General features: G+C 56.9%; 12 protein-coding genes and 1 tRNA gene. 10 read left to right on the top strand and 3 right to left on the bottom strand.

The window, feature by feature from the left end:
- Nucleotides 1-5: 5 nt before the first annotated feature.
- Nucleotides 6-578 (top strand): CHAP domain-containing protein, encoded by a 573-nt coding sequence (locus DMP17_RS01020; protein ID WP_337827222.1) that lies wholly within the window; start codon nt 6-8, stop codon nt 576-578.
- A gap of 114 nt (nt 579-692) precedes the next feature.
- Here DMP17_RS01020 and DMP17_RS01015 read toward each other — a convergent pair whose 3' ends face one another.
- On the bottom strand, nt 693-1,019 hold the full coding sequence (locus DMP17_RS01015) for a DUF3297 family protein (RefSeq protein WP_337827221.1): 327 nt from the start codon (nt 1,017-1,019) through the stop codon (nt 693-695).
- Between the two features lie 240 nt (nt 1,020-1,259).
- Here DMP17_RS01015 and dcm point away from each other — a divergent pair, with 240 nt between their 5' ends.
- Both dcm and DMP17_RS01005 read left to right on the top strand, forming a co-directional pair.
- Nucleotides 1,260-2,510, top strand: coding sequence for a DNA (cytosine-5-)-methyltransferase (gene dcm, locus DMP17_RS01010; protein WP_337827220.1), 1,251 nt, complete (start codon nt 1,260-1,262; stop codon nt 2,508-2,510).
- Between the two features lie 39 nt (nt 2,511-2,549).
- Nucleotides 2,550-3,872 carry an MvaI/BcnI family restriction endonuclease gene (locus tag DMP17_RS01005; RefSeq protein WP_337827219.1) on the top strand — a complete coding sequence of 441 codons (1,323 nt, stop codon included), beginning with the start codon at nt 2,550-2,552 and terminating at the stop codon, nt 3,870-3,872.
- A 7-nt stretch (nt 3,873-3,879) separates the two neighbouring features.
- Here DMP17_RS01005 and typA read toward each other — a convergent pair whose 3' ends face one another.
- Nucleotides 3,880-5,697, bottom strand: coding sequence for a translational GTPase TypA (typA, locus tag DMP17_RS01000; protein WP_337827218.1), 1,818 nt, complete (start codon nt 5,695-5,697; stop codon nt 3,880-3,882).
- Between the two features lie 239 nt (nt 5,698-5,936).
- On the opposite strand from typA, the gene DMP17_RS00995 reads away from it, so the two are divergent.
- The 3 genes from DMP17_RS00995 to DMP17_RS00985 are packed head-to-tail and all read left to right on the top strand — an operon-like array spanning nt 5,937 to nt 8,392.
- Nucleotides 5,937-7,151 carry a toxic anion resistance protein gene (locus DMP17_RS00995; RefSeq protein ID WP_337827217.1) on the top strand — a complete coding sequence of 405 codons (1,215 nt, stop codon included), beginning with the start codon at nt 5,937-5,939 and terminating at the stop codon, nt 7,149-7,151.
- Between the two features lie 25 nt (nt 7,152-7,176).
- Nucleotides 7,177-7,911, top strand: coding sequence for a hypothetical protein (locus DMP17_RS00990; protein WP_337827216.1), 735 nt, complete (start codon nt 7,177-7,179; stop codon nt 7,909-7,911).
- The gene (locus tag DMP17_RS00985) at nt 7,904-8,392 is read left to right on the top strand and encodes a group III truncated hemoglobin (protein ID WP_337827215.1); all 489 of its coding nucleotides are present in this window, start codon (nt 7,904-7,906) and stop codon (nt 8,390-8,392) included. The genes DMP17_RS00990 and DMP17_RS00985 overlap by 8 nt, the downstream gene beginning before the upstream one ends.
- Nucleotides 8,393-8,425: 33 nt before the next feature.
- Here the strand turns inward: DMP17_RS00985 and DMP17_RS00980 are convergent.
- Nucleotides 8,426-8,499, bottom strand: a tRNA-Gln gene (locus tag DMP17_RS00980).
- A 98-nt stretch (nt 8,500-8,597) separates the two neighbouring features.
- On the opposite strand from DMP17_RS00980, the gene DMP17_RS00975 reads away from it, so the two are divergent.
- From DMP17_RS00975 to DMP17_RS00960, 4 genes are all read left to right on the top strand, one after another.
- Nucleotides 8,598-10,025 carry an FAD-dependent oxidoreductase gene (locus DMP17_RS00975; protein ID WP_337827214.1) on the top strand — a complete coding sequence of 476 codons (1,428 nt, stop codon included), beginning with the start codon at nt 8,598-8,600 and terminating at the stop codon, nt 10,023-10,025.
- 119 nt (nt 10,026-10,144) lie between these two features.
- Nucleotides 10,145-10,498 (top strand): PilZ domain-containing protein, encoded by a 354-nt coding sequence (locus tag DMP17_RS00970; protein WP_337827213.1) that lies wholly within the window; start codon nt 10,145-10,147, stop codon nt 10,496-10,498.
- 105 nt (nt 10,499-10,603) lie between these two features.
- Nucleotides 10,604-10,981 carry a fluoride efflux transporter CrcB gene (crcB, locus tag DMP17_RS00965; protein ID WP_337827212.1) on the top strand — a complete coding sequence of 126 codons (378 nt, stop codon included), beginning with the start codon at nt 10,604-10,606 and terminating at the stop codon, nt 10,979-10,981.
- A 35-nt stretch (nt 10,982-11,016) separates the two neighbouring features.
- Entirely contained in the window at nt 11,017-12,222 is a 1,206-nt protein-coding gene (locus tag DMP17_RS00960) for an RluA family pseudouridine synthase (RefSeq protein WP_337827211.1), read from the top strand.

The following is a 12,222-nucleotide window of genomic DNA, read 5'->3' as shown; positions in this document are numbered from 1 at the left end:
AAAATATGTTCGGAAAAAAAGCTTTCGGCCTCGCCGTTGCCGCCCTTGCGATGCTCGCGCCGGTGAGTGCGGCCCAAGCTTTGCAATGCGTTCCGTTCGCACGCGACATGTCGGGCGTCGATATTCGTGGCAATGCGCATACATGGTGGGCGCAGGCAGCGGGCAAATATGCGCGCGGCAACACCCCCAAAATCGGCGCGGTGCTGTCGTTCAAAAGCACCCGTTCAATGCCGCTCGGCCATGTCGCCGTGGTGAGCAAGATTATCAACGACCGCGAAATCCTCATCAGCCATTCCAACTGGTCGCCGATCAATGGCCGTCGCGGCCAGATCGAGCGCAATGTCAAAGTGGTCGATGTATCGGCCAACGGCGATTGGACCAGCGTCAAAGTATGGTATGCGCCGATCGGTGCGCTCGGCCTGCGCGCCAATCCGACCAATGGTTTTATCTATAATGGTCGCGGGGATCGCGGTGCGCCGATCCAGCTTGCGCAGGCAGAACCCATCCAGCATCCCGCATTTGCCAAGACCATCACCCCCTCGCCCGAACTGGCGATGATGGTAGCGGCGGTACGTTAACCGGCAAAGCCCGCTTCTCTTATTGCGTCCCTCACCGGACACATAAAAAAGGCCGCTTGGATCAGCGGCCTTTTTTATATCCTTGTGTGATAAGGGGCATAGCCCCCGCGCGTCTTATTCCGCGTCGGCAGCCTTATCGCCATCCGTGTCTGCGCCCTTTTCCTTAATATCCTCGAACCAGGCTTCCACCTCGCCATTGAGTTTGAGGGTGAGCGGTTGGCCGTGCCGGTCGCGGGTCTTGCCCGCCGCCACGCGGATCCAGCCTTCGGAGATGGAATATTCCTCCACATCGGTGCGCTCGCGCCCTTTGAAGCGGATGCCGATGCCGCGCTGCAAAGTCTCCATATCGAAATGGGGCGAGCGCGGGTTGGTCGAAAGCCGGTCGGGCGGCGTCAATGCTTGTGCGTCAGTCATATCCGAGCCTTTGCCGTCCGTTTCCATGTCCGTCAAGCCTGCGTCGTTAGGCGGAGCCGCGCCGTCCGTTTACTGTGCATCCGGAGCCTCGCGCGGTAGGTGGCACGGTTTTGCATGGGACCACTTTCCTTCATTCTTGATGCAATCCGTCCAGCCATATGGTTCTAATAAAGAATCCAAAATTGTTCTCTATATGTTCGTTATTTTCTCTTGCACGGCGGGACTCTTCCTGGCATTGTGCCAAAAAATGACCCAGCGGAGGCAATCATGCTCGACACTCTTTCTTTTTCGGAACTCAGGAAACTGACCGGCATGAGCGTGGAAGAGGTCGCCGATGAATTGGGGTATTCCCCCAGCGCCGTATATCGCTGGGAACGCGGCGAAACCGCCCCCAAAGCTGCCGTTTACCGCAGCTTGCAGACGATTGCGCGTTTTGCGCCCAAGCCGGTCGCAGAGCCTCCAGCAGATAATGGAAACCTTGCCTTCAATTTTATCGACCTGTTCGCAGGGATAGGGGGTCTGCGGATCGGCTTCCAGGGCATTGGCGGGCATTGCGTTTTCACCTCCGAATGGGATGGCAAAGCGCAAGAAACCTATCAGCGTAATTTCCGCGACAACCATCAACTGCGTGGCGATGTCCGCGAATTTTCCGAAAATCCCGATTTGATTCCGCACCATGATGTCCTGCTCGCCGGTTTTCCGTGCCAACCTTTTTCCATCGCAGGTGTTTCAAAGAAAAATGCGTTGGGCCGACCGCACGGGTTTTTGTGCGACACGCAAGGCACGCTGTTTTTCGATACCGCCCAAATTATCAGCCACCATCGCCCCGCAGCCTTTGTTCTAGAAAATGTCAAAAATCTGGAACGCCATGACGGCGGCAAAACTTTTGCGACGATCATGCATGTCCTCCAGAACGAGCTGGGCTACCATGTGCAAAAGCGCGTAATCAGTTCCGTTCCTTGGGTGCCGCAAAAGCGCGAGCGGATTTTCATTGTCGGGTTTCGCGAGCCAACGGCTTTTGACCTTGGTGCGCTGGAATTACCGGACGCAAAAGACGGTCCGAAGCTTGGCAGCATCCTGCTACCGCCCGATCAGGTTGACCCTAAATATACGCTGACGCCGCGGTTATGGGAATATCTTCAAGGTTATAAGGAAAAACATTCGGCCAAAGGAAACGGGTTCGGATACAGCCTGTTCGGCCCCGATGATGTCGCACGCACCTTATCCGCCCGTTATCACAAGGATGGCTCCGAAATCCTGATCGACCAGCCCGGCCAACGCCCGCGCCGCCTCACACCATTAGAATGTGCGCGGCTGATGGGCTTCGACCGTGGCACGCGCCGGTGGCAGATTCCGGTATCCGATACCCAAGCCTACCGGCAATTCGGCAATGCCGTGGTGGTGCCGGTCGTAGAGTTTCTCGCCCAAGCGATGAAGCCTTATCTGGCGGCGGCTCTGGAGGGGGAAAGCAAAAGGGCAAACGTCGTAACCTCCAAAGAAGCCACATTCGCATGGTAGAATTTGTCAAAAGGTCATCATTTTTCAAGGGGGATTAGATTGACCATATCGCTTGATGCCATAATTGGCGCGATGAGAGAAATTGGCGCAAGTCGGATATATGCCAAAATATTGGCGCCGAATGACAATTCCAAGAACCAGATTTATCTGGGCGGAGACTTTTCTGCCCTCAATATCATTCCGCATGGAGAAATAGAGATTGATACGTCCATATTAGCAGGAAGCAAACAACCAAGACCTAAGGCAAAGGTTGATTTCAGATGGATTGACGAAAACGGTTCCTATCCCGCGCCCCATGCTCAACTTGTGCTTTATCCGGATTACCCCGAAGTCAGAATGTCGGGTTTCCTTAGAAATTGCGCGAAAGCCCCTTCCGATGTGATGTCAGTGCGGGATGTAGGGCGCGTTCTGATCTTGGGCATAACCCAGGATAGGCGCGTATTGGGCTATGCAGCAGCGACGTCCAGTGCGGTGGCTACAGAGGTTCGCGCACGGCGTTGGGATATGATCGGCGTTTTTGTCGAACTACCCATTTCGACAGTTAAAGACAGAGACACCAAAGATATTCTCTTGGAGAGATTAAAACAGATTCACCAACGCAAGTGGATCCCTTCGCAAAAACTTGGGGTGAATGGTAACAAAGACGCCTATTCTGCAAGAAATGGAGGCGGTTACACGCTTGAAGCAGAACTTGGTATCCGACCAAATGGGGATGCAGAACCCGATTTTATGGGGTGGGAAGTCAAGCAATATGGGGTCAATAATTTTCAGAAATTTCTTCCCAAAAGCCCTGTTACCCTCATGACACCAGAGCCGACAGGCGGTGTATACAAGGATGATGGCGTCGCTTCTTTTCTGAAGTCATATGGTTATGCCGACAAAAGTGGCAAAGCTGATCGTATCAACTTTGGCGGTGTTTATAGCTATGGGAAAATGCCGCACTCAGATACCGGCTTAAAACTCAATGTTGCCGGATTTGATGCCGCCAAAGGCAAGATCACAGACATTAATGGTGGTTTGCAACTGCTCGATCTGAATGACGAAATTGCTGCGTCTTGGTCGTTTCAAGGTCTTCTTGAACATTGGAACCGGAAGCATGCCCAAGCTGCATATATACCATCAATTTTTGATGCGCCTCCTCCCAGATATGCGTACGGCAATCGGGTAATGTTGTGCGAAGGAACTGACTTTATTTTATTCTTAAAAGCAGTCGTCGCGGGAGTCATTTACTATGATCCCGCGATCAAACTTGAAGGCGTGTCTAAATTGACTCCGGCAATCAAGCGCCGAAGTCAATTTCGTATCAAGCATCAATATCTAGCAACTATCTATCACCAAAACGAAATCATCGATTTGATATGATACCGCCTCAATCCTTAGCGCGGCTTGCTTTCTTACGCTCATGCGGGTCGAGGTGGCGTTTGCGTAGGCGGATGGCTTTGGGGGTGACTTCGACCATTTCATCATCGTCGATATAGGCGATGGCCTGTTCGAGGGTCAGGCGTTTGGGCGGGGTCAGGCGGATGGCGTCGTCTTTGCCGGTCGAACGGAAGTTCGTCAGTTGCTTCGATTTCATAGGGTTGACTTCCAGATCATCGGGCTTCGCATTTTCGCCGATAATCATGCCTTCATAGACCGGCTCGCCGGGGTGGACCATGAGGAGGCCGCGATCTTCGAGCGCATTCAGCGCATAAGCGACCGTTTCACCAGACCCGTTCGAGATAAGGACGCCAACCGGGCGGCCTTCGATCGCGCCTTTATAGGGGCCGTATTTTTCGAACAGGCGGTTCATGATGCCGGTGCCGCGCGTGTCCGACAGAAATTCGCCATGATAGCCGATGAGCCCGCGCGAGGGGGCGGAGAAAACGAGGCGCGTCTTGCCGCCGCCCGACGGTTTTTGCTCAAGAAGGTCCGCCTTGCGGCGCTGCATCTTGCTCACCACGGTCGAGGAAAATTCGTCATCCACGTCGATAACGACCGATTCAAACGGTTCTTCGCGGCCATTTTCACCTTCGCGGAACAAGACTTTGGGGCGCGAAATGCCAAGCTCGAAACCTTCGCGGCGCATGGTTTCAATGAGAACGCCAAGCTGCAATTCGCCGCGCCCTGCAACTTCAAAACTATCCTTGTCGTCGCTTTCGGTGATGCGGATCGCGACATTGGATTCGGCTTCGCGGAACAGACGGTCGCGGATGACGCGGCTGGTGACTTTATTGTCGCGCGATTCCTTGCCTGCGAACGGGCTGTCATTGACCGAAAAGCGCATCGAGAGCGTCGGCGGGTCAATCGGTTGCGCTTCGAGCGGGGTCGTCACGCTGGTGTCGGCGATGGTGTTGGCGACGGTCGCGACAGTGAGGCCGGCAAGGCTGATAATATCGCCTGCTTTGGCCTCTTCAACCGGCACACGCTCAAGGCCGCGGAAGGAGAATATCTTGGACGCGCGGCCGGTTTCGATGATTTTGCCATCGGAGTCGAGCGCGTGGATCGGTGCGTTGACCTTGAGCGTGCCAGCAGCAATCCGGCCCGTCAGGATACGGCCCAGGAAATTGTCGCGGTCGAGCAGCGTCACGAGGAACTGGAAAGGCGCATCGACATCGACGCTCGGCGCGGGGACATGGTCGACAATCTTCTGGAACAAGGGCGACAAATCGCCCTCACGCGCATCCGGATTTTCATTGGCATAACCATTGCGGCCCGATGCAAAAAGAACAGGGAAATCAAGCTGTTCGTCATTGGCGTCAAGGTTGACGAACAAGTCGAACACTTCGTCCAATACTTCCTGGATGCGCTCGTCCGGACGGTCGACCTTGTTGACGACGACAATCGGCTTCAAGCCCAGCGCGAGCGCCTTGCCGGTCACGAATTTGGTCTGCGGCATCGCGCCTTCGGAGCTATCGACGAGCAGGATAACGCCATCGACCATCGACAAAATCCGCTCGACCTCGCCGCCGAAATCGGCGTGGCCCGGCGTATCGACGATGTTGATGCGCGTGCCGTTCCATTCGACGCTCGTGCATTTAGCCAAAATCGTGATGCCGCGCTCTTTTTCGAGATCGTTCGAATCCATCGCGCGCTCTTCGACGCGCTGATTGTCGCGGAAGGTGCCGGATTGGCGGAAAAGCTGGTCAACCAGCGTGGTTTTACCATGATCGACGTGCGCGATAATGGCGATGTTGCGAAGGGACATCGTGGGAAAAGCCTAACATTTTGGTTGGTGGCCCGCCAATCAACGGCGGGCATTTGCGCGCGCCTTTAACGATTTTCGCGCTGCGGCGCAACAAAAGTATCGCATGACGCTTTGCTTCTAATCGTCTCTTTTGCCTTCTAGCTGTTCTATCAAAATAACACAGTTTTTCCCTTGAACCCGCCCCCGCAAAGCGCCATGTTACGGGTCAGCTTCGACCTTAGAGAAAGGCTCATAAATCCATGGCGAGCACCGAGACTGTTACTGCGAACGAAACCGATCTGAAGCTTACGCCGCCCGATCCGGTTCCTGCTGTTTCGCCGGAAAAGGCCGCAGGGCTGGTTTCGATCTCGGACGAGCAGAAATCCAAGCTGGAGCAACGGGTCGAAGGCTTTATCGAAGATCTGGTTGCAGAAGATGCCAACTCCCCTGCATTCGGCCAGAAAATCGACCTGCTCACTAATATGGGCCGCAAGGAAATTGCCGATGCGTCGGGGCATAGCAACCGCTTCCTCGACCGTCCGGTGCGCGCGATGGACCGGGATGGCGCGGTCGGGGCCGATTTGGCGGAACTGCGCCGCACGGTCGAACAGCTTGACCCTTCAAAGCAGGGCAAACTGTCCTCCCCGCGCAAAATCCTCGGCATCATTCCGTTCGGCAATAAGCTTAACAATTATTTCGACAGCTATCGCTCGTCGCAAAACCATATTCAGTCGATCCTGAAGAGCCTGCAAGGTGGCAAGGACGAACTGCTCATGGATAATGCCTCGATCGACGTCGAGCGCCGCAATATGTGGGAATCGATGGGCAAGCTCGAGCAGATGATCGTGATGGCCAAAACGCTCGATCAAAAGCTTGAGGAAAAGGCCGCCGACCTTGACAGCCTTGACCCCGCCAAGGCCAAAGCCATTCGCGAAACCGCACTCTTTTATGTGCGCCAGCGCCACCAGGATTTGCTCACCCAGATGGCGGTGACGGTGCAAGGCTATCTTGCGCTTGATTTGGTCAAAAAGAATAATGTCGAACTGGTCAAAGGCGTTGACCGTGCCAGCACCACGACCGTCGGCGCGCTGCGCACTGCTGTTACCGTTGCGCAAGCGATGGTCGGGCAAAAGCTGGTGCTGGAACAGATAACCGCACTCAACACGACGACCGCCAACATCATCGAAGGCACCGGTCAGATGATGAAGCAGAATACCGCGCTGATCCACGAACAAGCGGCGTCTTCGACCGTGCCGATGGAAACATTGCAGCGCGCATTCCAGAATATTTATGATACGATGGATGCGGTGGATACGTTCAAGTTGAAGGCACTCGATTCCATGAAAACGACGGTGGATACGCTGTCGAAGGAAGTCGAAAAATCCAAAGGCTATATTGCGCGCGCGGAAGGTCAGGCGGAAGCTACCAAACTTGCCCCGCCCAAAGATAATCCGCTTTCCGCGCTTGAAGGCTGAACCTGTTAGGCTGATCTGACATTTTATGACGACCGAAACCGACCTCATTGTTGAACAAGGCAAGGCGAGCATTGCGCGGAGCCGCGCGCGGCGCACCGATGCGCCCAAATTGTCGCGCTCCATCGGCACCCGTTCGCGGCGCTATAAGATGCGCCATCTGGGGCAGAAAGGCCTGCGCATTATCCTGTGGTGGATTGCGCTCCTCATCGGCGCCATCGCCTTTTCGCTGGTGGTCAGCCCGTTGGGAGTGACCGGGGTTATTGTGCTGGCGATGATGGCGCTGATGGGATCGCTGGTCTTTGCCGTCTTCCCGCAAATGCCCGCCATGACCGAGGACCGCTTGCTGTCGAGCGATATGGCGAGCCTTCCGGCCAAGACCGAAATCTGGCTGGAAGCGCAGCGCCCTGCCCTCCCCGCGCCGGCCCAGCAGCTTGTCGACGGTATCGGGGTGCAACTCGATACGTTGGGACTCCAGCTGGAAACCTTGGACCCGCGCGAACCGGCGGCTGACGAAGTGCGCCGCTTGGTCGGCGAACATCTTCCCGGCCTTGTGAACGGGTATAAGCGCGTGCCGCCTGCGATGCGCGCGCGCCCCAATGCCGGAGGGCGCAGTGCGGATCAGGAACTGGTCGACGGCCTCAAAGTGATCGAGCGCGAAATCCAGACGATGAGCGAAAATATTGCGAGCGGCGACCTTGATGCGCTCGCGACGCGCGGACGCTATCTCGAAATCAAATATCAGGAACAGGATAATGGATGACCGATCTGACAGAGAGCCCCGACGTCTGGTAAAGAACACGACCGTCATTTCCCATCCGCACGCAGAAGCCGCCCGCGCGCGCAAAAAAGCGGAGGCTGAAGCACTTGGCGTGACCGAGGCCTATATCGACCAGTTCGTCGATTCCTTTTATGCGAAAATCCGCGTCGACGATGTGTTAGGCCCGATTTTCAACGCGCGCGTCCATGATTGGCCGGACCATCTCGCCAAGCTTAAGCAATTCTGGGCGTCGGTGCTGCATAATGCAGGCACCTATTCGGGCCGTCCGATGCCCGCCCATGTCGCTATCCCCGACATTGGCCGCGAACATTTCGATCATTGGCTGGCGCTGTTCCGCGTGACCTTGGACGAACTTGCACCGAAGGAAGGGGCCGCCGAAGCGGTCCATGCCCGCGCGCGCATGATTGCCGACAGCCTGTTGAACGGCATCGCCATCCACCGCGACGGCAGATTGAGCGCCTGAGCGCCCTTATCCGGATTTTTCGAGAGAAAAGCTTGGATGCCCGACGAGGATTCGAACCTCGATTGACGGAGTCAGAGTCCGTAGTCTTACCATTAGACGATCGGGCAATGGTTGGGGGCGTCTATGCCGCAGAATTGCTGGTGTCAAGGGGATTTGGCGGTGCATTGTTCATCGCTTCTTCCGGTGAACGGTTCCTCGGAAGCGTTTGAAAACTCCCGAATCCGCACGCTTGCATCCTGCCATTTCAACGCTAGCATCAACCCGGTTTCACGGGAGTCCCGCGCAAACATCCGAAAAGCAAAATAATGAATATCGGGGAAGGATTTTTATGCGCCACATCGCCATCGTCGGCTCTGGCCCGGCGGGATATTATACCGCCGAGTCGCTTCAAAAAGCCTATGGTGATGATGTCACCATCGACATTCTCGATAAACAGCCGGTCCCGTTCGGGCTGATCCGTTTCGGGGTCGCGCCCGACCACCAATCCATCAAAGCCGTCTCCCGCCGCTATGAAGCGGTCGCACTGACCGACAATGTGCGCTTTGTCGGCAATATCGAGGTCGGCAACCATATCAGCATCGCCGAACTGCAAGAGCTATATGATGCGGTGGTACTGGCCACCGGTGCGCCGGTGGACCGTGCGCTCGATATACCGGGGGCGGAGCTTCCCGGCATATTGGGAAGCGCAGAATTTGTCGGCTGGTATAATGGCCATCCCGACTTTGCCGATCTCGACCCGCCGCTCGATGGCGCGGGGGTTGCGATTATCGGCAATGGCAATGTTGCGCTTGATGTCGCGCGCATCCTGTCCAAAACCGAAAAGGAATTTGGCGGCAGCGATATTGTCAGCCACTCGCTGGAGCGCCTGCTCCATAGCGGGGTGCGCCATATCACCATATTGGGCCGCCGCGGGCCACACCAGATTGCGATGACCCCCAAAGAATTGGGCGAACTCGGCCATCTCGAACGGGCAGCGCCGCGCGTCGATCCCGGTGACTTGCCCGATGTGCTGGAGGACGCGCATCTGGAGCCCGGCATGCGTAAATCGGTCACCCATTTGCGCGAATTTGCGGCCAATCCGGTGGCCAAACCCATCATAGTCGAATTCGACTTTTACGCGATGCCGGTCGCGGTCGAAGGCGATGGCAAGGTTGAACGCCTTGTGGTGGAGCGCACGAAACTGGACGACCAGCTCCGTTCTATCGGCACTGGCGAGCAATATGAAATAGACTGCGCGCTGGTCATTTCCTGCATCGGCTACCAGACGCCGCCGATTGACGGCGTGCCCTATGAACATGGGCGCGGGCGTTTTGCCAATGTCGACGGGCGCATTATGCCGGGGCTTTATTGCGTCGGTTGGGCGCGGCGCGGGCCTTCGGGCACTATTGGCACTAATAAGCCCGATGGGGTGATGATCGCAGACCATATTGTCGCCGATATAGGCCGCGGCGATGGCAAGGCCGGACGTCCGGGGCTGGATGCGCTGCTTAAGGAGCGCAATGTGCCTGTCGTCACCTTCCGCGACTGGAAAGTTATCGAAGCTGCAGAGATCGCCAATGCCCGCGATGGCAGCCCGCGCGAAAAATTTGTCGAAATTGCCGATATGTTCCGGGCGCTGCAAAAACCGATCTGAACGGGCATAAATTTTCCAGTTATAACACTATCTTAACCCTGCACCCGTAAAGTCCATAAATAAGGCGGGGTATCATACCCCCGTGCCATTCTAGCTAGACGAAGATGCAGGGTTTAACCGTGGACGCAGAAAGACGCGAACGCCAGGAAGGCCGGGACGGGCGCAAAGCCTCGCGCTTGCCGGTGGGCTTTACCGCGAAGCTACGCGAACGCGGCCATTCAACCATGGATGTCGAGGTTCTCGACCTCTCGACCTCGGGCTTCCGCATCGCCACGCTGTTCCGCGTCAGCCAAGGCCATCTTGTCTGGCTTTCGATACCGGGACTGCAACCGCTGGAGGCGGTGGTGCGCTGGAGCGCCAAGAACGAACATGGGTGCGAATTTGTCCAGCCGCTGCATCCCGCCGTCGTCACCCATATCCGCCAGCTTTATCCCCCGATTGACGAAACCCGCCACCAGTTTGATCGCTTCTGACCGGTGAGACATGGGCGCACAGCCTAACGCGCCGACAATTGCGCACGCATCGCTTGCAATAAAAGCGGTTCCCCTAATCTGTCCGCTGCTTTAGGGCAGGCTTTTATGAACTCAACTTTGCTGGTCATGGCGGGCGGCGCATTGGGAGCCGGATTGCGCTATCATCTCGGGCGTTTGCTGACGCACGGGCTGGGCACGGGCTTTCCTTATGGCACCTTGGCCGCCAATCTTGCAGGCGGCTTTGCAATGGGCATGCTCGTGGGTTGGCTCGCGCGCAGCGGCGTTGGGGGCGAGCAAAGCCGCTTGTTTCTGGGCGTTGGCGTATTGGGAGGCTTCACTACCTTTTCCGCCTTCAGTCTGGAAGTGGTGAATATGATAGAACGGGAACAATGGATGATGGCGGCGGGATATAGTGCAGCCTCGGTGTTAGGGGCGGTTTTGGCACTGTTTGTCGGCCTCATGATGATGCGGCAGGTGGCATGATGGCAAAGGCTCCGAAATCCGCGCATAGCGATGATGTGCGCACCTTCACGGTCGGCCCCGATGATGATGGCATCCGGCTGGACCGCTGGTTCAAGCGGCATTTGCCCGATGCAAGCTTCAACCTTGTGTCGCGTTGGGCGCGCACGGGTCAGCTTCGTGTCGATGGCGCGCGCGCAACGCCGGGCGACCGCGTTGCCTCAGGCCAACAAATCCGCGTGCCTCCCGCCGAAGCCCCTGCCCCTGACAAGGTCAAAGCGAAAAAACCGCGCCCGGTATTGACCGTCGACCAGATGGATTTTGCTGAAAGCCTTGTGATCCACAAGGATGAGCAGGCCATCGTCATCAACAAGCCGCCGGGTCTGGCGACACAGGGCGGCACCAAGACTAGCGAGCATGTCGACGGTTTGCTCGACGCCTTATGGTTTGATGGCGACCAGCGCCCCAAACTGGTCCACCGGCTCGACAAGGATACGAGCGGGGCGTTGCTGCTCGCGCGCACATCGCGGGCCGCCGCCTTTTTTGCCAAAAGCTTTTCGGGGCGCACCGCGCGCAAAATTTACTGGGCGCTGGTCGTGGGTGTGCCGTCGGTCGAAGATGGCGTCATCGACCTTCCGCTCGCCAAACAGCCAGGCACCGGCGGCGAGAAAATATATGTCGATGAAAAGGAAGGCGCGCCGTCGCGCTCGCGCTACCGCGTCATCGAACATATCGGCAATCGCGCGGCATGGGTCGAATTACAGCCCTTCACTGGCCGCACCCATCAACTGCGCGTCCATATGGCGGCGATCGGCCATCCGATTGTCGGCGATGGCAAATATGGCGGCAAGGATGCGTTCCTCACCGGCGCAGTGAGCCGCAAGATGCACCTTCATGCGCGCCGCATCCGCATCGACCATCCCGATGGCGGGCGGATCGACATCAAGGCCGAGTTGCCCGAACATTTTGCGGAAAGCATGGAGCAACTTGGCTTCGAGCTTGCCAATGGCGATCTGCCGATTGACGATGGTCCACCGCCGCCGCCCAAAGCGGTCAAAAAGCAGCAGGCCAAGGCGCATTTCAAACAAGTGCGCAAAGAGCGGAAGGGCGAACGGCAAGAGCGGCGCGGCGAGGTGAAGCGCAAGCCTGCTGCCAAGAAACCGGCCAATAAGGCGTCTGCCAAAAAGATCGCGAGCAAAATGCCGCGCGGGGTCGGGCAAACCACCGGCACCCGTCCCAAAGCCCGCCGCAAGACGCGCACTTAG

It is taken from the genome of Pseudonocardia sp. TMWB2A (assembly GCF_017312135.1).
Note: the sequence above shows the minus strand (reverse complement) of the source record. Positions and strands in the feature narration are given on the sequence as shown.

Bases quoted from the DNA above. Each gene is read 5' to 3' on its own strand.
- DMP17_RS01020 (WP_337827222.1), top strand. From the start codon at position 6: ATGTTCGGAAAAAAAGCTTTCGGCCTCGCCGTTGCCGCCCTTGCGATG.
- DMP17_RS00990 (WP_337827216.1), top strand. From the start codon at position 7,177: ATGACGACCGAAACCGACCTCATTGTTGAACAAGGCAAGGCGAGCATT.
- typA (WP_337827218.1), bottom strand. From the start codon at position 5,697: ATGTCCCTTCGCAACATCGCCATTATCGCGCACGTCGATCATGGTAAA.
- DMP17_RS00995 (WP_337827217.1), top strand. From the start codon at position 5,937: ATGGCGAGCACCGAGACTGTTACTGCGAACGAAACCGATCTGAAGCTT.
- DMP17_RS00985 (WP_337827215.1), top strand. From the start codon at position 7,904: ATGGATGACCGATCTGACAGAGAGCCCCGACGTCTGGTAAAGAACACG.
- dcm (WP_337827220.1), top strand. From the start codon at position 1,260: ATGCTCGACACTCTTTCTTTTTCGGAACTCAGGAAACTGACCGGCATG.
- DMP17_RS01015 (WP_337827221.1), bottom strand. From the start codon at position 1,019: ATGGAAACGGACGGCAAAGGCTCGGATATGACTGACGCACAAGCATTG.
- crcB (WP_337827212.1), top strand. From the start codon at position 10,604: ATGAACTCAACTTTGCTGGTCATGGCGGGCGGCGCATTGGGAGCCGGA.